Source organism: Corynebacterium sp. HMSC22B11 (assembly GCF_001815965.1).
Taxonomy (GTDB): Bacteria; Actinomycetota; Actinomycetes; order Mycobacteriales; family Mycobacteriaceae; genus Corynebacterium.
Genome location: NZ_KV823522.1, coordinates 75746 through 95383, shown reverse-complemented (window position 1 = coordinate 95383; position 19638 = coordinate 75746). Strand labels below are relative to the sequence as shown.

18 protein-coding genes are annotated in these 19638 nt (G+C 66.3%); 8 read left to right on the top strand and 10 right to left on the bottom strand.

Features of this window, described 5'->3' with window-relative positions; genetic code table 11:
- On the bottom strand, positions 1–386 hold a 386-nt coding region (locus tag HMPREF3088_RS10785; protein ID WP_246818151.1), incomplete at its 3' end, for a GNAT family N-acetyltransferase.
- A 148-nt stretch (positions 387–534) separates the two neighbouring features.
- Here HMPREF3088_RS10785 and HMPREF3088_RS09520 point away from each other — a divergent pair.
- Both HMPREF3088_RS09520 and HMPREF3088_RS09515 read left to right on the top strand, forming a co-directional pair.
- On the top strand, positions 535–1395 hold the full coding sequence (locus HMPREF3088_RS09520) for an LmeA family phospholipid-binding protein (protein ID WP_246818150.1): 861 nt from the start codon (positions 535–537) through the stop codon (positions 1393–1395).
- A gap of 10 nt (positions 1396–1405) precedes the next feature.
- Entirely contained in the window at positions 1406–2170 is a 765-nt protein-coding gene (locus HMPREF3088_RS09515; protein ID WP_070759762.1) for a heme-binding beta-barrel domain-containing protein, read from the top strand.
- A 12-nt stretch (positions 2171–2182) separates the two neighbouring features.
- On the opposite strand, the gene HMPREF3088_RS09510 is transcribed toward HMPREF3088_RS09515, so the two are convergent.
- Entirely contained in the window at positions 2183–3073 is an 891-nt protein-coding gene (locus tag HMPREF3088_RS09510) for an aminodeoxychorismate lyase (RefSeq protein WP_070759753.1), read from the bottom strand.
- Between the two features lie 185 nt (positions 3074–3258).
- On the opposite strand from HMPREF3088_RS09510, the gene HMPREF3088_RS09505 reads away from it, so the two are divergent.
- Together HMPREF3088_RS09505 and HMPREF3088_RS10280 are read left to right on the top strand one after the other, a co-directional pair.
- On the top strand, positions 3259–4434 hold the full coding sequence (locus tag HMPREF3088_RS09505) for a CAF17-like 4Fe-4S cluster assembly/insertion protein YgfZ (RefSeq protein WP_070759752.1): 1176 nt from the start codon (positions 3259–3261) through the stop codon (positions 4432–4434).
- Between the two features lie 217 nt (positions 4435–4651).
- Positions 4652–4825, top strand: a complete 174-nt coding sequence (locus HMPREF3088_RS10280) for a DUF3073 domain-containing protein (RefSeq protein ID WP_012360850.1) — start codon at positions 4652–4654, stop codon at positions 4823–4825.
- A 170-nt stretch (positions 4826–4995) separates the two neighbouring features.
- Here HMPREF3088_RS10280 and purM read toward each other — a convergent pair whose 3' ends face one another.
- The 3 genes from purM to HMPREF3088_RS09490 form a co-directional block, all read right to left on the bottom strand.
- On the bottom strand, positions 4996–6063 hold the full coding sequence (gene purM, locus HMPREF3088_RS09500) for a phosphoribosylformylglycinamidine cyclo-ligase (RefSeq protein WP_012360852.1): 1068 nt from the start codon (positions 6061–6063) through the stop codon (positions 4996–4998).
- A 50-nt stretch (positions 6064–6113) separates the two neighbouring features.
- Positions 6114–7664, bottom strand: coding sequence for an amidophosphoribosyltransferase (gene purF, locus HMPREF3088_RS09495; protein ID WP_173362363.1), 1551 nt, complete (start codon positions 7662–7664; stop codon positions 6114–6116).
- 75 nt (positions 7665–7739) lie between these two features.
- Positions 7740–8174, bottom strand: coding sequence for a sterol carrier family protein (locus HMPREF3088_RS09490; protein ID WP_070759751.1), 435 nt, complete (start codon positions 8172–8174; stop codon positions 7740–7742).
- Positions 8175–8330: 156 nt separating this feature from the next.
- Between HMPREF3088_RS09490 and HMPREF3088_RS09485 the strand changes: the two genes are divergently transcribed.
- The 3 genes from HMPREF3088_RS09485 to HMPREF3088_RS09475 all read left to right on the top strand — a co-directional run bounded on the left by HMPREF3088_RS09485 (position 8331) and on the right by HMPREF3088_RS09475 (position 11497).
- A complete protein-coding gene (locus HMPREF3088_RS09485; RefSeq protein WP_070759750.1) occupies positions 8331–9395 on the top strand; it encodes an acyl-CoA thioesterase in 1065 nt (354 codons plus the stop codon).
- A gap of 4 nt (positions 9396–9399) precedes the next feature.
- A complete protein-coding gene (gene glp / locus HMPREF3088_RS09480) occupies positions 9400–10752 on the top strand; it encodes a molybdopterin molybdotransferase MoeA (protein WP_246818149.1) in 1353 nt (450 codons plus the stop codon).
- A gap of 85 nt (positions 10753–10837) precedes the next feature.
- Positions 10838–11497, top strand: a complete 660-nt coding sequence (locus HMPREF3088_RS09475; RefSeq protein ID WP_070759748.1) for a pyridoxamine 5'-phosphate oxidase family protein — start codon at positions 10838–10840, stop codon at positions 11495–11497.
- A 39-nt stretch (positions 11498–11536) separates the two neighbouring features.
- Here the strand turns inward: HMPREF3088_RS09475 and purL are convergent, their stop codons facing one another.
- From purL to HMPREF3088_RS09455, 4 genes are all read right to left on the bottom strand, one after another.
- The gene (purL, locus tag HMPREF3088_RS09470) at positions 11537–13999 is read right to left on the bottom strand and encodes a phosphoribosylformylglycinamidine synthase subunit PurL (protein ID WP_070759747.1); all 2463 of its coding nucleotides are present in this window, start codon (positions 13997–13999) and stop codon (positions 11537–11539) included.
- 58 nt (positions 14000–14057) lie between these two features.
- Positions 14058–14726, bottom strand: coding sequence for a phosphoribosylformylglycinamidine synthase subunit PurQ (gene purQ, locus HMPREF3088_RS09465; RefSeq protein ID WP_070759746.1), 669 nt, complete (start codon positions 14724–14726; stop codon positions 14058–14060).
- A complete protein-coding gene (gene purS / locus HMPREF3088_RS09460; RefSeq protein WP_070759745.1) occupies positions 14723–14968 on the bottom strand; it encodes a phosphoribosylformylglycinamidine synthase subunit PurS in 246 nt (81 codons plus the stop codon). The genes purQ and purS overlap by 4 nt, the downstream gene beginning before the upstream one ends.
- 177 nt (positions 14969–15145) lie before the next feature.
- Positions 15146–17362, bottom strand: coding sequence for a S9 family peptidase (locus tag HMPREF3088_RS09455; RefSeq protein ID WP_070759743.1), 2217 nt, complete (start codon positions 17360–17362; stop codon positions 15146–15148).
- A 381-nt stretch (positions 17363–17743) separates the two neighbouring features.
- On the opposite strand from HMPREF3088_RS09455, the gene HMPREF3088_RS09450 reads away from it, so the two are divergent.
- Entirely contained in the window at positions 17744–18559 is an 816-nt protein-coding gene (locus tag HMPREF3088_RS09450) for a GDSL-type esterase/lipase family protein (RefSeq protein WP_070759741.1), read from the top strand.
- Positions 18560–18735: 176 nt separating this feature from the next.
- Here HMPREF3088_RS09450 and HMPREF3088_RS09445 read toward each other — a convergent pair whose 3' ends face one another.
- Positions 18736–19629 (bottom strand): phosphoribosylaminoimidazolesuccinocarboxamide synthase, encoded by an 894-nt coding sequence (locus tag HMPREF3088_RS09445; RefSeq protein WP_070759739.1) that lies wholly within the window; start codon positions 19627–19629, stop codon positions 18736–18738.
- Between the last annotated feature and the right edge of the window lie 9 nt (positions 19630–19638).

The following is a 19638-nucleotide window of genomic DNA, read 5'->3' as shown; positions in this document are numbered from 1 at the left end:
GCCATCGCACGAGCCGGTGCCAAATCCCCGTGCGCCCACGTATCCAGGGGGCCAGTCAGCCCCAGGTCTTCGCGCGCCGCCGCGAGCATGCCACGGGCTACCCCCTGGCGACGAACATCGGGCGCGACGGCTAGCTCTGCGGTCGGGTTCTCCCCGCTCACACTGGCGGTCACGGCGCCATCCAGCGCCAGGACGCCCACCACACGCTCGTCGGTCATGGCCACGATGTGCTGGTGCCCGTGGTCCCCATCGATGCCCTTGAGGAAGGCCTCGCCCAGCGCAGCCACCCCGTCGGCCTGTTCAACCTCCCGGAGCAGGGTGTGTACTGCGGCGACCACCTCCGGCTGAGCGTGAAGCTGCTCGTAGGCGTGGAAAGTGCAGGTCATAAAACTCGCTCCCGGAAAAATTCTGGTTCATCTCGCTTGGTGTTCTATCCACCCTACGCAAGCACCCAGACATCGGATTTCGCCATCGATACCCCACCGCCGCGGATCGGGTATGGCCCGCGCCCATCGATGCGCCATAATGTTCTTCATGGCAAACCCGCAGATTTCGGCTGATACCTCCCCAGCACCGCGCCCCCGGCACCGCCTGTGGAAGGTTCTCGCCGGTCTTCTGGTCGCATCCCTCGCGCTCACGCTCACGGACTCCCTCATCGCCGCCCGCACGGAGGCGAAGATCTCCCAGCAGCTCTACGAGGGCTCGCACCTGCCCAAGCCGCCGGAGGTCATGCTCGCGGGATTCCCCTACGTCACCCAGGCTCTCACCAAGGAGCTGGAGGCCGTCACCGTCACCGCCAAGGACGTCCCCATCGCCGGATTCGGCGACGTCACCGTCCACTCCTCCGCCCAGTACGTCGACGTCAATGCCTCCCAGATCTTCACGGGCGATATTCACGACGCTCCTGCGCGCAAGGTCTTCCACCGCCTCCAGCTGGGCGTCGTCCCCCTGGGAAAGCTGATGGGCATACCTGACCTGGACGTCTCGAATAAGGCAGACATCTCCCCGCGCGGCGGGTGGGAAACCGAAGCGATCTTCCGCGGCACCCCGAAGGGTTTCCGTGCCCCCGCGATCGTCGAGATGAAGGTCCGCATCAAGCGCGGCGACGTCTACCTGCGCCCCGTCACCGTCATCGAGGGACCGGTGAACAAGAAGGAGGGCGCGGAGATCGTCCCCGCTGATCAGCTGGACGAGGCGACCACCGCGGCGCTGATGGACGGCTTCCGACTGAAGATCGAGAAGGACTCCATCCCCTTCCCCGGGATCCCGATGCGCGTCTACGTGGGAGGGGGCTCGGTGTTCATCGAGGCGGAGGACTACTACACCACCGTCAGCATCGGGGACCTCACCCCTCCGACCCGTCCCCTCACGGAAGAGCAACGGCCGTCCCTATAGAGTGGAGGCCATGAGTTCCGATAAGGCTAATAATCAGTCTCCTGACCAGGGTGCCAACACCCCGGCAGAAAGCACCAACTCCGGCCCGAAGCTGGACGGCAACCAGGCCGTGAACCTCGCCGCCGAGCAGTCGAAGAGCACGGCGGATAAGAACCTGCCGGTCTTCGGCGACCTGCCGATCCCGGAGGACACCGCCAACCTGCGCTTCGGCCCGAACCTGCACGACGGCCTGCTCGCACTCCTGCCGCTGGTCGGTGTGTGGCGCGGCCAGGGCCAGGCTGCGCACCCGGGCGAGGAGGAGTTCACCTTCGGCCAGCAGCTGAGCATCTTCCACGATGGCGAGAACCGCCTGGGCTTCGAGTCCCGCACCTGGAAGATCAACCCGCCCGCCGAGGAGGGCGCTGAGGCAGAGAGCGATGCTGCGGCGGAAGCCAGCGAGGCTAGCGCTGAGGCTGCGGGCGAGCCGGAGGTAGGCGAGCTGCTGCGCCGCGAGGCCGGCTTCTGGCGCATCGACAACGACGACAACATCGAGCTGCTCATCGCCCACTCCGACGGCATGATCGAGCTGATGTACGGCAAGCCGCTCACTGAGCGCGCCTGGCAGCTGGAGAGCGCTTCCACCCTGGCCACCGAGACCGGCCCGAGCGCCCTGGGCCCTGGCAAGCGCCTCTACGGTCTCATGCCGAACAACGACCTGGGCTGGGTCGACGAGCGCCTCATCGATGGCGAGATGGTGCCGTGGATGTCCGCGCAGCTCAAGCGAGTGCGCGGCTAGCTCTGCGCCTAGCTAGGCCTGCGCGGTGACGGCCTCCGCGATCAGGGCCTCGAGCTCATCGGCGAAGGCCGGCCGTGGCATGGGCTGGCCGTCGATGGCCGTGACGCGCGCCTGAATCCGCACCGAGGACACCAGCCATACCCCCGCTGCGGTGCGCAGGTCCTCATCGGTGAGCTGCTCTTCAGCCACCGGCCAGCCGCGCTCCGCGGCGAGCCGGAATACCGCAGCCTGCGACGTGCCCGGGAGGATCCCGGTGTGCGGGCAGGGAGTCAGCAGCTGTGGTTTACCGCCGCCCTCGGACTCCCGGGCGATGATCACGCTGCTCGTCGGCCCTTCCAGGACAGTGCCTTCTTCGCTGAAGAAGATGACGTCGTCGAAGCCGGCCTTCTTCGCTGCCCGTAGTGCTGCCATGTTCGCGGCATAAGAGAGAGTCTTCGCGCCGATCAGTGCCCACGGCGAGCGATCCGAAATATCGAGGCTGAAACCGCGTTCGGCGGTCATGACGCTGACGCCCTCGCGGCGGGCTTTGAGCTGCGCCTCGCCCACCGGGGTCACCGTGATCCACCCGGTGGGTTCACCGCCCGACTCGCGACCGCGCGAGTAGACCCAGCGCAGCGCCGCTTCGTGCTGCTCCGGGTAGACGCGAGCGAACTCGCTGACCGCCAGCTCGGTGGCCGCAGTCCAGCGCTGAATATCCGGCTCCGGCAGCTCCAGCATCGCCGCGCTCGACTGGAAACGGGAGGCGTGGCGGTCCATGTTGCGCACCACGTCCTCGCGCAGGATCAGGGTCTCGAAGACTCCATCCCCGCGGATTGCCGCGAGGTCGTCGGCATAGAGGAACGGCTGCTCAGCGTCCCAGATGCGGGGTTCCGTGGCGCCGAGAACATCAATGACAATCGCCATAGCTACTCCTTTTTCGTCAAGCCACCTCAGCAACCGGCTAGCCCCCTTCGCGCCGCAAGCAGCACGCGCGGGGGCGCGGGGCTAAAGCCGGGATCCATCTTAAGAATATGCCCTGGTCGATCGCCGTGGCGATTCCCTACTAGCATCGGGGTAACTAACGAGCGCAGAAAGGTTGTTTTCCCTTCATGACCACCCCCAGCTCTCCCCTGTTGAGCCACGTCCCCGGCGCCAGCGCGACCAACGAGGACAAGACCTACCCCGTCGCCTGGCACTACGGGAACCCCCTTGGTGAGCAGAACGCCGTCGAAGATGGCGCGACCGGCCTCGTCGACCGCTTCGACCGCGTCGCCCTGTGGGTCCACGGTGAGGAGGCCAAGACCTGGCTCAACGACCTGATCAGCCAGAAGATCAACGCCATCCAGCCTGGTCAGGCCACCTTTGGTCTCATCCTGGACGTGCAGGGCCACGTGGAATACCAATTCGGGGTCGCTGCCTTGGAGGACGGCATCCTGCTGGACGTCGCCGCTGAGCAGGCCGAGGGACTGGAGACCTACCTCAGCCGCATGATCTTCTGGGCGAAGGTTGAGGTCGAACGCCTGGACCTGGTGCAGGTGGCTGTCCTGAAGAAGGCCGGTGCGCAAGAGTCGGCGGAGGATGACCGGGCTGGGCTCGGAGCCACCCCGGATGGAGCGTTTCCGGATGCGCACTCCTGGCGCACCCGGAAACTGGGCGAGATTGCGGTGACCGATGTGTGGCTGCCGGCTGATGCGCAGATCGGAAGCTGGGATCACGCCACCGGTGAGCTTGGCTACGCTCCAACCGGGCTGATGGCTTACACCGCCTGGCGCATCGCCGCACGTCAGCCGGTGATCGGCGAGGACACGGACGAGAAGACAATCCCCCACGAGGTTCCCTGGTACCTGGGCGAGAATAATCACGGGGCGACCCAGCTAGCCCAGGAGAGCGAGGGCCCGACGGCGCATGCGGTGCACCTGAATAAGGGCTGCTACCGCGGGCAGGAGACCGTCTCCCGCGTGCAGAATCTCGGCAAGCCGCCTCGCACTCTGGTGCTGCTCCACCTCGATGGCTCCCGGAACGCGCTCCCGGAGGTTGGCGCGGATCTTACTGCGGGTGGCCGCCGCATCGGCCGGGTGGGCAGCAGCGTGCACGACGCGATTCTGGGGCCGATTGCCCTCGCGCTAGTGCGGCGCAATGTGGTGGAAAAGCTGGCGACGGACCCGGCGGCAGTGCCAGCCCTGCAGGCCGGGGAGGTGGACGCCGCGATCGACCCTGCGGACGTGAAGGTGGACGACGCGGAAAAGCCGGGACGCGCAGCGATCAAAAATCTGCGCAACGGCTAATTTTCGCGGACACCGCCGCGCCACCCTATCTGACCTGCACTTTTGCGATGCATCTCGCATCGTGGCCACGGTTTCCCACGGCGCGGCGCGGGGCGGAGCGGGGCCGGGTTCGGAATTCGCGAAAAAAATTCGCTATGGTGTAGACCAGGAAATGCTTAAACAATAAGAAGGCGACCGTTCCCTCGAGTCGCCATACGATCTCTCAAGGGGGTCAGCCATGGGTCGCGGCCGCGCAAAGGCTAAGCAAGCCAAGGTAGCTCGCCGACTGAAGTACCAGGCTCCGGAAATGGATCTGGAGCGTCTGCAGCGAGAGCTTTCTGGAGCTCCGCAGCAGGACGAGTACTCCGAGCGCGATGACGAGTGGGACGACTGGAGCGACCACCGCTACTAGTCCCCCGCGCCATACGGCCCGAGCCCACGACCTCACAAACCCGGTCGCGCTCGGGCCGTATTTTTTACCCCGCGGCCTCGCCCCACCCCCAGGTGGCAGCGAAGCCGCTTTACGTGTTGGCCCGTGGCTGCCAGCAACGTCCGGCGCCACGGGCTTCCCCCGAGAGAGGCTTAGCCCTCCGCCGGGTGCTCGCCCTGCAGGGTCGCACCACCCTCGCCGGAGCGGACCACGCCCAGGCGCCAGGCCTTCATGTGGCGGGCCGCCAGCATCGCGAGCGCGCGGTCGGCGTCCTCCTCGGACACGATGGCGACCATGCCAACGCCCATGTTGAAGGTCTTCTCCATCTCCTCCTGGGCCACCCCGCCCAGCTCCTGGATCTTGGTGAAAATCGGGCCCGGTACCCAGGTGGAGCGGTGCAGCTCGGCGACCAGGCCCTCCGGGATCACGCGGGCCACGTTGGCAGCCAGGCCGCCACCGGTGATGTGGGCGAAGGTGTGGACGTCGCACTCTGCGGCCAGGTCCAGGCAGTCCTTCGCGTAGATGCGGGTCGGCTCGAGCATCTCCTCACCCAGGGTGCGCCCAAACTCCGGCACCTCCTGGTCGAGCGGCAGGCCGGCGTCCTGCAGGAGAACCTTGCGGGCCAGGGAATAGCCGTTGGAGTGCAGGCCGGAGGACTCCATCGCGATAACCACGTCGCCCGGGCGGACCTTGTCTGGCCCCAGCAGCTTGGCCTCCTCGACCACACCGACGGAGGTGGCGGAGACGTCGTAGTCATTCTCGCCCATGACACCCGGGTGCTCGGCGGTCTCGCCGCCGAGCAGGGCGCAGCCTGCCTCCTCGCAGCCATCCGCGATGCCCTTGACGATCTCGGCGACCTTCTCCGGGATCACCTTTCCGATCGCGATGTAGTCCTGCATGAACAGCGGCTCGGCGCCACAGACGACGAGGTCGTCGACGCACATGGCCACCAGGTCGCGGCCGATGGTGTCGTGCTTGTCCATCGCCTGGGCGACGGCCAGCTTGGTGCCCACACCATCGGAGGATGCGGCCAGCAGCGGCTTGTCGTACTCGCCCAGCGCGAACAGCCCGGCGAAGCCACCGAGCCCGCCGCGGACCTCCGGGCGGGTCGCGCGCTTCGCCAGCGGGGCCAGCAGCTCGACAGCGCGGTCGCCGGCCTCGATATCCACACCAGCGGCGGCGTAGGACGCCCCAGCTTGAGTCTTCTGATCATCACTCATGAGTTTTCTCCTGCTTGTGAAATCCGGCTTCCGCCGAGGGTGTTCAATCGCTAGTTTTCTTCGGGGTTGTTGCTTGAGGCATCGCTGCCACCTGCGGCCTGCTCAGCCTCCTCCGCGAGGCGGCGCTGCCGGAGGCGAACCTGCTCCGCGTTCGGGTTGCCCGCCGGCAGACCCAGCGGGTACACGCCGTCGAAGCAGGCAGCACACAGGGTCTCCCGCGGCTGCGCGCTGGTCTCCACCATCGCCTCCGTGGAGACGAAGCCCAGGGAGTCCGCGCCGACCTCTTCCCGCATGGCTTCCACCATGTTGTCTGGGTCCACGTTGTTGGCCAGCAGCTCGTTCGGCGACGGGAAGTCGATGCCGTAGAAGCACGGCCACTTCACCGGCGGGGAGGCAATGCGCACGTGCACCTCGGCCGCGCCCGCGTCCCGCAGCATGCGGATGAGCGCCCGCTGGGTATTGCCGCGCACGATGGAGTCGTCCACCACGATCAGGCGCTTGCCCTCGATCACGTGGCGCAGCGGGTTCAGCTTCAGTCGGATACCCAGCTGGCGAATGGTCTGGGAGGGCTCGATGAAGGTGCGCCCCACGTAGGCATTCTTCGTCAGCCCCTGGCCGAATGGGATGCCGGAGGCCTGGGCGTAGCCCACCGCCGCCGGGGTGCCGGAGTCAGGCACCGGGATCACCAGGTCGCCCTCAGCCGGCCACTCCTCCGCCAGGCGGCGGCCGATGTCCACGCGGGTCGCGTTCACTGGCTGGCCATTGATAACCGAGTCCGGGCGCGCGAGGTAGACGTACTCGAACACACAGCCCTTCGGGGTCGCCTCGGCGAACTTGCGGGAGCGGATGCCGTCCTCGTTGATTGCGATGAACTCGCCTGGCTCGACGTCGCGCACGAACTCCGCGCCGACGATATCCAGGGCCGCGGTCTCGCTGGAGACGACCCAGCCGTTGGCGAGCTTGCCGATGCTCAGCGGGCGCACGCCGTGCGGGTCGCGCACCGCGTACAGGCCCTTGCCGTCTGTGAAGGTCAGGCAGTATGCACCCTTGACCCGCGGGAAGAGCTGGAGCGCAGCATCCTCCATCGAGGTGTTCTCGTCGATGAGGTCTGCGATGAGCGCGCACATGACGTCCGAGTCGCTCGGTTCGTCAGCGGGGTTCACGAGGCGCTTCTCCGCGGCCTCGGCCATCAGCTCCAGGTAGTTGGTGAGGTTACCGTTGTGCCCCAGGGCGACGTCCGTGCCGTCCGAGGCCATGCGGAACATCGGCTGGGCGTTTTCCCAGCGTCCCCCACCGGCCGTCGCGTAACGGGTGTGACCGATCGCGATGTGCCCCTTCAGGGAGTTAAGGATCTGCTCGTCGAACACCTGGCTGACCAGGCCGAGGTCCTTGTACACGAGGATCTGGTCGCCGCTGCCGACGCCGATGCCCGCTGCTTCCTGGCCACGGTGCTGCAGCGCGTACAGCCCGTAGTAGGTCAGCTTCGAGACGTCCTCCCCCGGTGCCCATACCCCGAAGACACCGCATTCCTCGCGCGGAGGCTGCTCCCCGTGATCGTCGTACCCCCGGTCCGCTGGTTGGGCGGGCTGTGCCGCGTCCACCGACGGTGCCGAGTTGGTCCCATTCAAAGAATTCAGGCCAGTATCTTTTGCCACTATCACGACATTACCAGCCCTTTAATGTCTTCCAAACAGAGGCAAGTGGCGCTCCATCTCCGAAGCACGGGTTCCGGAAAGCTCGACGCTGATCCTGCCCATCGGACTGCCCGCCGCGTCGGCGCCCGCTCGTTCTGACATTTCCGTCAATGACGCCGCTCCTGCCGCAGCCCGCAGCCAGGCCAGCGGGCTGCATTGCACGACGTTGGGCGGATTCCCCCGGCGATGCACCGGCCCGGCCACGCACTGCACCGCCACGAAGGGCGGCACCCGAAGCTCCACGGTATTCCCGGGCGCATCCTGTGCGAGAAGTTCAGCGCTGCGCCGGACCGCATCCGCAAGCGCTTGCCGGGAGGGCACGGGCTGACCTTCCGGATCCGCCACCCAGTCCGCGACGGCGGCCATCGCCTCGGTCGCCGCGGCAGTCAGCTCAAGACCACTTAATTTTCGGCTCATGACCCCCACCCTAATAACCTCTGCGGACAAGCCATTTTCGCAACAACGTGAGGCACCCCATAGAAGGCCCTTGAGCTGCACAAATAACCACTTCCCCCAGGTTTCTGTGCAACAAAATCGCCACTGTGTCAATGTTTTATCAGACTGTGCTTTAACATGGCCTTCATGGGTAAAGATGCGACGTCTACAAACACCGATGAGACCTTGACGGCTCAACCAGAAGTGACGAGCACGGAGGGGCCATCGCCGCTCGTCACGCTGCGTTTCCTCGCCTCCCCCACCGACGTGCTGTACGCCGGCGGCATGGGCGTGCACGGTGGGCGTGTACTGGAGTGGATCGATAAGGCGGCCTATGCCTGCGCCGTGGGCTGGTCCCAGTCTTACTGCGTGACCGCCTATGTGGGTCACATCCACTTCACCCGCCCAATTCCTTCCGGCCACCTGGTCGAGGTGCGTTCCCGCATCGCCTACACCGGGCGTTCCTCCATGCACATCGTCAACGAGGTGCTCTCCGCTGACCCGCGCGACGGCCAGTTCACCCGCGCCTGCGACTGCCTGGTGATCTTCGTCGCCATGGACGAGAACCGTCGGTCCAAGGCCGTCCCGAAGTACATCCCGCAGACCGAGGAGGAGAAGCGCGTCGAGGAGGCCGCGCTGTCCCGCATCCAGCTGCGCAAGGCGATCGAGGAGGAGATGCTGCGCCAGTCCTACACGGACGATTCCACGGCACCGCAGGTCACCTCCCGCTTCCTCGCTAAGCCCACGGACGTCAACTGGGGCGGCGACGTCCACGGTGGTACCGCGATGCAGTGGATCGACGAGGCCGCGACGGCCTGCACCATGCGCTGGTCCGGGGAGCGCACCGTCGCCGTCTACGCCGGTGGCATCCGCTTCTACCGTCCGGTCTCCATCGGTGACCTGATCGAGGTGGACGCCCGCCTGATCCGCACCGACGCCCGTTCGATGTCCGTCTCCGTCCACCTGCGCGCGGGCGACCCGCGCGAGGACACTTCGAACCTGCCGACCGCGATCCACGCCTCCTTCACTTACGTGGCGGTGGACGTTGACGGCCACGCGCTGCCAGCTCGCCAGTACGTGCCGCAGACCAACGAGGATAAGCGCCTGGAGCAGCACGCGATGACGCTGCGCGAGCTGCGCTCCACCTACGTGCCGAAGCCGCTGGTCTCCCCGCTGCCGGGCAATACCAAGCTCAGCGACTAGCCCAGTGACAAACACCGCCGCCCACCCCTGCCACGGCACGGGTGGGCATATGCGTTCCATCGAGGAGCACTACCGCTTTACCCAGTCGCTGGCCGATGCCTGGCTGCAACGGACGGGTCGTGGAACTGAGACGCTGCCGCTTACCCAGGCATTGGGCCGAGTGTTGGCGCGCCCAGTGAGCGCCCAGCAGGCCGTTCCGCCGTTTTCCAATTCTGCGATGGATGGTTTCGCCATCCGCGCCTCGGACGTGCCCCCAGACCTGGAAGCCCGGGATCTGCGCACGACCCCGCTGCGTTTTCCCGTCTCCGGCGATGTCTTCGCCGGTGCGGCCCCCGAGCTGCCGCCACCGGGTCACGCCCAGCGCATCATGACGGGCGCCCCGGTTCCGGAGGGCGCCGAGGTTCTGATCATCCCGGTGGAGGCGACGAATATCCCCGCCGGCCCGCACCCGCTGCCCGAGGCCATCGAGGTCTACGAGCTCAACCCCGAGCAGTCGCACGTGCGCCGCGCCGGTTCCAACATCCGCGCAGGCGAGGCACTCGCCCCTGCAGGCTGCGAGCTCGACGCCGGGACCGTCGCCGCGCTCATCGCGACCGGAGTTGCTGAGGTCGAGGTCCACCCCGAATTGCGCGTCGCGGTGGTCACCACGGGCGACGAGGTCGCGGTGACCAAGGGTGCCGAGACCGGCCAAGCCGGGGCCGGATCTGAAAGCAGCCTCCCCCGCATCCCGGACTCCAACGGCCCGATGGCCGCCCAGCTCGCCGAGGCACTGGGCGCCGGGGTCACCGCCAGCGTTCATCAGGTCCGGGACGACGCCGAGGCCTTCCGCCACCTGCTGGACGAGCTCGCTGTCAGCCACGACCTCATCGTCACCACCGGTGGCATCTCCGCCGGGGCCTTCGACGTGGTCAAACAGGTCGCTGGAGAGAACAGCACAGACATGTGGTTCGGCCCGCTGAATATGCAGCCGGGCAAGCCCCAGGGCGGCGGGCTGTGGGCGGGCACTCCCCTGCTCTGCCTGCCCGGCAACCCCGTGAGTGTGTGGGTGAGCTTCCACATCTTCGTAGCCCCGCTGCTCCGCCGCATGCGGGGGCTGCCTGCTTACGGCACCGCCCTCAACCGCCCGAGCGTGCGCGCCCGAGTCCGCGGACATTTCCCAGCCAGCACTGGGCGCACGCTACTCTCCCCCGTCCGGGTGGACTACTCCGGCACCGAACCGGTGGTGGATGCGTTCAGCGGCCAGCGCTTCGGCTCCCACTTCGTCGCCTCCCTCGTGGGGCTGGATGGCATGGTGGTGATCCCGGCAGGATCCGCGGGCCCCGCCGAGGGCGAAGAGGTGGACGTCCTACTGCTCTAGTGCGACCGTCAAAGGTGACTGCCAGACCTAGGGCGGCTGCCGAACTCAGCGACCCTGTACGACCAAACCTGGAAGGAGCCGGCCGATGACCGATGAGCTGACCTACGAGAAGATCGCCTACGACCGCTTCGTCCGCGCCCGACAGCACAGCGAGGAAACGCAGCTTCCAGGCGTCGAACAAGGGCACGCCGACGGCCCCTTCGACGGGCTCGACGGCAAGGCCCGCAAGCTGATCCGCAGCGCCCAGCACTTCTACATCTCCACCGTCACCGGCACCGGGTGGCCGTACGTGCAGCACCGCGGCGGACCGCAGGGCTTCGTGCACATCAGCGCGGACGGCAAGCGACTGTTCTGGCCGGAGTTCCACGGCAATAACCAGTTCGTCACCACCGGCAATGTGGACCGGGGCGGGGAGGACGGCGGGCGGGTGTGCCTGTTCTTTGTCGACTACCCGCTGCGTCGCCGTCTGAAGGTCTTCGGTCACGCCCGCATCGTGGAGGCCGCTGACGACCCCGAGCTCGCCGAGGACGCGACCACCATCGGTGGCGAACGGCTCCGCCAGCCCACCGAACGCATCATGGTCGTGGATCTGGTGGCCACCGACGCGAATTGCTCGAAGCACATTCAGCCGAGATGGACGAAGGCCCAGGTCGACGAGACACTGGGCCTATACCGAAAAGATATCGCCGAGCTGAAGGAGCGCATTCAAGCGCTCGAGTCTCAGCTCGGCGATCAGGAGGGCTAGCAGTTGGGCCAGCCCTCCCCTAGCTAGGGCTTGTGCGACCTAGACAGTGGAGTTCGCGCCGGTGGCGTGGCCGAAGAGCGCAGGCAGGGTTGCCTCCCACACGTTGCGCAGCTCCTCGACGTTGAAGACCAGGCGTGCGACCTCGCCGTCCTCGGATGCGTCTTGCTCCGCAGGCTCCGGCTGATCGCCCGGCAGGTTGCCGGTCGCGCCAACCTCGAAGCAGACCTCCGGGCGGCCCTCGGCGTCCACGCTGCCCGTGCGGCCGATCCAGGCAGCCGGAACCTCGTGGTCGGCGAGGATCTCCATCGCCTTGCCGTAGCTTGCCTTCGGCACCGCGAGCACCACGCGGGTGGCGGTCTCGGAGAACAGGCCGACGAAGAGCTGCTCGTGCAGGTCATCGCTGGCAGCCAGGCCAGGCTCCAGGTTCATCGCCGGGTTGACGGTGACACCCGTGTTGGACTGGATCGCCAGCTCGACGATGGTCTGCGCCAGGCCGCCCTCGGAGAGATCGGTGGCTGCAGCTGCCACGCCACGCAGGGCGGACAGGGCATTGCCCAGGCGTTCCTCGGCGTGCAGGTCGATCTGCGGTGGCAGGCCAGAGAGGTTGTCGTGGACAACCTGCTGCCAGATGGAGCCACCCAGCTCGTCCTTGGTCATCGCGCCAGCCAGGATCAGCTCGTACTCCGAGCCCTCCGCGATCTGCTGCGGCAGGCGGGTGGTGGCGTCGTCGATGGTTCCCAGAACCGCGACCACCGGGGTCGGCAGGATCGGGGTGTCACCGGTCTGGTTGTAGAAGGAGACGTTGCCGCCGGTGACCGGGATCTCGACGTCCACGCAGCCGTCAGCCAGGCCGTGGACGGCCTCGCGGAACTGCCACATGACCTCCGGATCCTCCGGGGAACCGAAGTTCAGGCAGTTGGAGACGGCCACCGGGGTCGCACCCGTGGTGGCGACGTTGCGGTAGGCCTCGCCCAACGCGAGCTTCGCACCCATGCGCGGGTCCAGCTGCGCGTAGCGGCCGGAAGCATCCGCAGAAACCGCGATGCCGCGGTTGGTCTTCTCGTCGATACGCAGCATGCCGGCGTCAGCGTCCTTCGCCAGGACGGTGTTGCCGCGGACGTAGCGGTCGAACTGCTCGGTGATGAACTCGCGGGAGCACAGCGCCGGGGAGGCGACCAGGTCCAGCAGCTGCTGGCGCAGCTCCGGCAGGTTATTCGGGCGCGGCAGGTCGGCCTGCTTCTGCAGCTCGTCCTGGTTGGCCGGGCGCTGGTACGGGCGCTCGTAGACCGGGCCCTCGTCCGCGATGGTCTTCGGCGGGGCGTCGAGGATGACCTCGCCCTGGTGCTCGCAGATCAGGCGACCGGTGTCGGTAACCTCGCCGATGTCGGAGGCGATGACATCCCACTTGCGGCAGATCTCCATGAACTCATCGAGCTTCTCCGGCTCCACGACCGCGCACATGCGCTCCTGGGACTCGGAGGAAAGGATCTCCGCGCCGGTCATGCCCTTGGCGCGCTGGTGAACGTTGTCGAGCACGACGTGCATGCCGACATCGCCGGCAGCGGCCAGCTCGGAGACGGCACAGGACAGACCCGCGCCACCGAGGTCCTGAATACCGACGACCACGCCGGCGTTGTACAGGTCCAGGCAGCACTCGATGAGGACCTTCTCCGCGAAGGGGTCGCCGACCTGCACGGCCGGGAGCTTGCGCTCCGCGCCCTCCTCGAAGTTCTCGGAAGCCAGGACGGACACGCCACCAATGCCGTCCAGCCCGGTGCGGGCGCCGAAGAGGACGACGCGGTTGCCGGTGCCGGAGGCGAAGGCGAGCTTCAGGTCCTCGGCCGGGAGCACGCCCACGCCGAGGGCGTTGACCAGTGGGTTACCGCCGTACGAGGCGTCGAAGACGGTCTCGCCGCCGATGTTCGGCAGGCCGAGGGAGTTACCGTAGCCGCCAATACCGGCGACCACACCCGGCAGGACGCGCTGGGTGTCCGGGGCGTCCGCGGCGCCGAAGCGCAGCTGGTCCATCACGGCGACCGGGCGGGCGCCCATGGCCATGATGTCGCGGATGATGCCGCCCACGCCGGTGGCTGCACCCTGGTAGGGCTCGATGTAGGACGGCGAGTTGTGGCTCTCGACCTTGAAGGTCACGGCCCAGCCGTCGCCGATGTCGACCACGCCGGCGTTCTCGCCGATGCCGGCGAGCATCTTGGAGTTCATCTCCTCGGTGGTCGTCTCACCGAAGTAACGCAGGTGGACCTTGGAGGACTTATAGGAGCAGTGCTCCGACCACATCACGGAGTACACGGCCAGCTCCGCCTCGGTTGGGCGGCGGCCCAGGATCTCCTTGATGCGGGCGTACTCGTCCTCCTTGAGGCCGAGGTCTGCCCACGGCTGGACGAGGTCCGGGGTCTGCTCGGCGTTCGCGACCGTGTCGTTGTGCACCTTGACAGCGCCAGTGTCGGCCGCGGCGCCGGAACCGTTGTTGAGGTTGTTCGTCATAGAACTACTTCCCTGAACTACTTTCTTGAAAAAGTTCTCGCTGGTAGCCGGTGAGGCCCTAGACCAGGCTGTGAAGGACGGACTGGAACATGCCGAGGCCGTCGGTGGACGGCCCGGTGAGCTCTTCCACGGCGTGCTCTGGGTGCGGCATGAGGCCAACGACGTTGCCCTTCTCGCTGCACACGCCCGCGATGGAGTTGCGGGAGCCGTTGTGGTTCACCGCGTAGCGGAAGACGACCTGGCCCTCCCCCTCGAGGCGCTTAAGGGTCTCCTCATCCGCCTGGAAGCGACCCTCGCCGTGCTTGGATGGGACCAGCAGGGTGGATCCCTTCTCCAGGCCAGAGGTCCACGGGGTGGAATTGTTCTCCACCTCGAGCTCGATGTCGCGACACACGAAGTGCAGGCCCTCGTTGCGGGTCAGCGCACCCGGCAGCAGCCCTGCTTCCTGCAGGATCTGGAAGCCGTTGCAGATACCCAGGACGGGCAGGCCACGGCCCGCGGCCTCGACGACGGAGCGCATGGCTGGGGCGATCGCGGCGATGGCCCCGGCGCGCAGGTAGTCGCCGTAAGAAAAACCACCCGGGACGACGACGGCGTCCACGTCCTTCAGGTCAGCGTCCGCGTGCCACAGCTCGACGGGCTCGCCACCGGCGATACGGACGGCGCGGAGGGCGTCGACGTCATCGAGGGTGCCTGGGAAGGTGATTACTCCGATGCGGGGGCTCACTGCTGAACCTCCGCGGTGACGACCTCGTAGTCCTCGATCACGGTGTTGGCGAGCAGTTCCGCGGCGATCTTCTCCAGATCTGCCTCGGTCACCTGGTCATCGACCTCGAGTTCGAAGCGCTTGCCCTGACGGACATCCTGCACCCCGCTGATCTCCAGACGACCAAGGGCGCGGACGATGGCCTGCCCCTGGGGATCCAGAATTTCTTTCTTCGGCATGACGTTGACAACCACACGAGCCATGTTCTCTAGTGCTCCCAGCTGTTGGAAAAATCCATTAAGTACGTGCCCATGTTAACACCAGGCTGAAAGGCCAAGGAATTATTGGAATGGCGCCGCCGGGGGAGGTGGAAAAGCGCCTCCGAAGGTGGCGGAAAGCGCGACCGAAAGCGGCAAAAACCACCACCGAAGGTGGCAAAACTAGTCCAGCAGCTCGGTGGCACCCATGCGGTCCAGCTCCCAGGCGGTCTCGAACGCGCCCTGCTCCCAGGCCTTGTAGCGGCCGGAGACGCCACCGTGGCCGGACTCCATGTCGATCTTCAGCAGGACGTTCGCGCCCGCCACGTCGCGCAGCTTCGCCACCCACTTCGCGGGTTCCACGTAGAGCACGCGGGTGTCGTTGAGGCTGGTCACAGCCAGGATCGGCGGATAGGTCTTGTCCGCGGTGACGTTCTCGTAGGGGGCGTATTCCGCCATGTAGTCGTAGACCTGCGGGTCGTGGTAGGGATCGCCCCACTCGTCCCACTCGGTCACCGTCAGCGGCAGCTCCGGCATAAGCATGGAGGTCAGCGGGTCAACGAAGGGCACGATCGCCTCGATGCCCGCGAAGCGGTCGCCTGCCATGTTCGCGACCGCGCCCATCAGCATGCCACCGGCAGATCCGCCCTCGGCGACCATGCGCTGCGGGCTAGTCATGCCGCGGGCAATCAGCTCGTCGGCCACGGCGATGAAGTCGGTGAAGGTGTTCTTCTTGGATAGCCCCTTGCCGTTGTCATACCAGAGGCGCCCCATCTCCCCACCACCGCGGACGTGCGCGATGGCGTAGACCACGCCGCGATCCAGCATGGAGAGCCGGAAGATGGAGAAGCCCGGGTCCATGGAGGATTCGTAGCTGCCGTAGCCATAGAGCAACACCGGGTTTTCCCGGTCGAGTGGAACGCCCGCGCGATGGATCAGACTGACCGGGACCTGGGCGCCGTCCGGTGCGGTGGCCCAGATGCGGGTGGCCCGGTAGTCGGCCGGGTTGAATTCCTTGCCGTCCGGACCGGGGAGGACCTGCTGTTCCTTGCGCAGGATCTGCTCCCCGGTAGCCAGGTCGAGCTCGTAGACCCGGGTGGGCGTCGTAAAGGAGGAAAAGACGAAACGCAGGACGGGCGGGTTCCACTCGCTGTTCCCGGCAGCCCCGACGGTCGCGATCTCCTCGCCGAAGTCGACTGGGCGGAACTCGGACCAGCCGTCGGAGATGTCCATCAGGTAGCTCTTCGAGACAGCATTCTCGCGGGCCTCGAGGACGAGGTGGTTCTGGAAGCAGTCCACGCCCTCGATGCGGGCGTCGTCGCGGTGCGGCACAAGGACGGTGACGTCGTCCAGGGAGGCAATCTGACCGACCGGGTGGTAGCCCAGCTCTGAGTTCACACCGTTCTTGTTGTGGATGACCAGCCAGTGCTCCTCGCCCGCGACGCGGGCGTGGTCGATACCGTACTCCACCCCCTGCTCGCGCGGCAGGATGCAGGTCAGCTCCGCGCCCTCCCCCTTCTCCTCGGCCTCCAGGTCGAGGTACCAGATCTCGCTGGTGACCTTGGAAGAGGAGGCGATCAGCAGGAAGCGCTTGGAGCGGGTGGTGCCCACGCCGGTCCAGAAGCGCTCGTCTTCCTCGCGGTAGATCAGCTCATCCTCCTCAACGGAGGTGCCCAGCGTGTGGCGCCAGACCTCGTGCGGGCGCCAGGCGGCGTCGACCTTCTGGTAGTAGATCGTGTCGCGGCCGACCCAGGTCGCGCCGTAGAAGACATCCGGGATCGGCTCCCCGATCTGCTCGCCGGTGGCCAGGTCACGGAAGTACATGGTGAAGCGCTCGTCGCCCGCGGTGTCCACGGAGTAGGCCAAGCGGGTGCCGTCGAGGGTGACGCTCGCCGCCCCGAGGGAGAAGAAGTTATGCCCCTCGGCCTCGGCGTTGACGTCGAGGAAGACCTCCTCGCGCGGGTGCGGGGTCTCCGGATCGATCTGCGGTGGGGTCCAGTCCTCCGGGTTATCGACGGGGACGCGGCACATCGAGGCGTAGTTCTTCCCCTCCGTCGAGCGGGAGAAGTACCACCAGTCGCCCGCACGGACGGGCAGGGACATGTCCGTCTCCTGCACGCGGGACTTCACTTCTTGGTAGATGGCCTCGCGTAGCGGCGTCAGGTGCTCGGTCTCCTGCACGGCGAAGGCGTCCTCCGCGGCGAGGTGATCCAGAACCTCCTGGGCTTCCTTATCTCGAAGCCACTCGTAGTCATCGCTGAAGTCCCGGCCATGGAAACTGCGCCGGGTGGCTAGCTTCTTGGCCACGGGAGCGGTTAGCCGCGGGACCTGCTTGTCCCCGCTGGTCGCGGCCGTGGTGCCGCCCTGGTTCTGCTGCTGCCCTTCAGTGCCCTGAGTCACGAAAGCCCTTGACCTTTCTTCTCTAACCAAAACACGATAGTGTTATGAATTCGTTACCTGGGAGCCAGCTGTACTGGCGCTGGGATGGCAGCCAGTTTTGGTCACCACCTGCGGGGAACACTTCCCGGCAGGCAGCCAGTCCGCACGCAGCTCCCGGTTTCGCTAAGCCCCTAAGCTAGCACCCGCACCGGACACGGATCACGAACCCGGTGAGCTGCGCAGAGGCACGCCCCAGAACCATCGGGACGACACAGTAAATTGCATAACTTCTGTAACTTGCGCCCCAATAAGGCTCATTTGTTTCATTTTCTCTGGGAAGCAAATACAATCCGGCTGTAACGAGCATCGAATCTTCTACACCAATCCACAGATAGGATGAATATGCGTCTCAAGGCCCTCGCCCTCTCCGTGGTTGCTGTTCTCGGCGCCATGCTGGCACCTGCCACAGCTTCCGCAGCACCTGGCAACACTGTGCTGCTCGGCGACTCGATCATGGCCAACCCGACCGTCCAGCACTACCTGACCCAGCGCGGCATCCCGCTCGACCCGAAGCCGATGAATGGCGTGGGCTGCGCCTCCGACGACCGCTTCAAGCACGCCTACGCATCCGTCAAGCGTGCCCCGGTGGACAACTACTCCTGCTCCGGCGCCTCCTTCCGCACTGGCGGCAAACACATCACCAGCCTGGCGAATAAGGCTCGCCAGGACGGCAAGCTCAACGGTGCAACCCGCGAGGTCGTCATCTTCGCCGGTGCTAACGACACCTACCCGTACATCCTGAACGACAAGATGCCGATCCCGCAGATCGAGAACAACCTGCGCGTGGCCATCCGCAACACCGTCAACCACGTCAAGCGCCTGGCCCCGAACGCCCGCGTGAAGGTCCTGGGCTACCCGCGGATCACCAACCCGGCCGGCCAGACCTGCTACTTGAACCTGCTGCCACAGGGCACCCCGTCCCTGATCGTCAAGGCTCGCCCGGTGGAGGACGCCCTGCAGCGCGCAGCGGCCAACGCCTCCCGCGACACCCGCTCCACCTTCGTGGACATCAAGCCGATGACCACCGGCCACGACACCTGCGCCCGCGACCGCTGGATCACCGGCATCATCGACGTCGCCCCGCAGCACCGCAACCTGGCATTCCACCTGACGCACCACGGCATCACCGAGGTCGCTAAGCACACCGCTCGCGTCTAGGCGCCCAGCCACACCGTCCGCGCAGCGCGGTCATCCGCTGCGCAACGCATAAACCCCGCGCAACCATCATGGTTGAGCGGGGTTGAGCCTTATCCGGGGTCTTTTCCAACCGCCCCGGCGAGTTCGGAGGAGCGCTAAGCCGAGGGTTCAGCGCTTCCTGCCGTGCAGGCTGCGTTTTAGACGCAGCTGCCGATCCAGTCGGCGAAACGCTTGCCGGAGATTCGCTCGTAGGCCTCCACGTAGCGCGCGCGGGTTGCCTCCACCACGGAGCCCGGCAGCTCCGGCGGCTGGGAACCGTCATTCTTATCCCAGCCGGACTTCGGTCCGGTCAGCCAGTTGCGCACGAACTGCTTATCGAAGCTCGGCTGCACCTTGCCCTCCTCGTAGCCGTCGGCTGGCCAGTAGCGGGAGGAGTCCGGGGTGAGCACCTCGTCAGCGAGCACCAGGTTGCCAGCCTTGTCCAGGCCGAACTCGAACTTCGTGTCGGCCAGGATCAGGCCCTTCTCCTCGGCCATCTTCGCGGCCTGGGAGTAGATCTCCAGGGTTGCGGTGCGCAGCCTTTCCGCGAGGTCCTCCCCCAAGTCCTTGACGACGACGTCGAAGCCGACGTTCTCGTCGTGATCCCCGACCTCTGCCTTCGTCGCCGGGGTGAAGATCGGCTCGTCCAGCTTGGAGGCCTCGACCAGGCCCTCCGGGAGCTTGACGCCGCAGACCGCGCCGGTGGCCTCGTATTCCTTCAGGCCGGAGCCGGTGAGGTAGCCGCGAGCCACGCACTCGAAGGGAACCATGTCCAACTTCTTGCACACCATGGCGCGACCGAGCACCTCCTCGGGGATGCGCTCGTCATCCAGCGGGCCCGCGAGGTGGTTCGGGAAGTCGATCTGCTCGAAGAAGTGGGCGCTCATCGCGGTGAGCACCCGCCCCTTGTCTGGAATATCGGTGTCGAGCACGAAATCGTAGGCACTGATCCGATCCGTGACGACCATCAGCAGGTGCTCTGCATCGATCTCGTAGATCTCGCGGACCTTACCCGCGGAAATGTGCTCGTAATCAGACAATTCTGGTCGCATGGCTAGACA

Excerpts from the sequence above, each read along its gene's own strand:
- purL (WP_070759747.1), bottom strand. The coding sequence starts at position 13,999 with ATGACGAACAACCTCAACAACGGTTCCGGCGCCGCGGCCGACACTGGC.
- HMPREF3088_RS09450 (WP_070759741.1), top strand. The coding sequence starts at position 17,744 with ATGCGTCTCAAGGCCCTCGCCCTCTCCGTGGTTGCTGTTCTCGGCGCC.
- HMPREF3088_RS09505 (WP_070759752.1), top strand. The coding sequence starts at position 3,259 with ATGACCACCCCCAGCTCTCCCCTGTTGAGCCACGTCCCCGGCGCCAGC.
- HMPREF3088_RS09490 (WP_070759751.1), bottom strand. The coding sequence starts at position 8,174 with ATGAGCCGAAAATTAAGTGGTCTTGAGCTGACTGCCGCGGCGACCGAG.
- HMPREF3088_RS09445 (WP_070759739.1), bottom strand. The coding sequence starts at position 19,629 with ATGCGACCAGAATTGTCTGATTACGAGCACATTTCCGCGGGTAAGGTC.
- HMPREF3088_RS09485 (WP_070759750.1), top strand. The coding sequence starts at position 8,331 with ATGGCCTTCATGGGTAAAGATGCGACGTCTACAAACACCGATGAGACC.
- HMPREF3088_RS10280 (WP_012360850.1), top strand. The coding sequence starts at position 4,652 with ATGGGTCGCGGCCGCGCAAAGGCTAAGCAAGCCAAGGTAGCTCGCCGA.
- purS (WP_070759745.1), bottom strand. The coding sequence starts at position 14,968 with ATGGCTCGTGTGGTTGTCAACGTCATGCCGAAGAAAGAAATTCTGGAT.
- HMPREF3088_RS09510 (WP_070759753.1), bottom strand. The coding sequence starts at position 3,073 with ATGGCGATTGTCATTGATGTTCTCGGCGCCACGGAACCCCGCATCTGG.
- HMPREF3088_RS09515 (WP_070759762.1), top strand. The coding sequence starts at position 1,406 with ATGAGTTCCGATAAGGCTAATAATCAGTCTCCTGACCAGGGTGCCAAC.
- HMPREF3088_RS09520 (WP_246818150.1), top strand. The coding sequence starts at position 535 with ATGGCAAACCCGCAGATTTCGGCTGATACCTCCCCAGCACCGCGCCCC.
- purM (WP_012360852.1), bottom strand. The coding sequence starts at position 6,063 with ATGAGTGATGATCAGAAGACTCAAGCTGGGGCGTCCTACGCCGCCGCT.
- HMPREF3088_RS09475 (WP_070759748.1), top strand. The coding sequence starts at position 10,838 with ATGACCGATGAGCTGACCTACGAGAAGATCGCCTACGACCGCTTCGTC.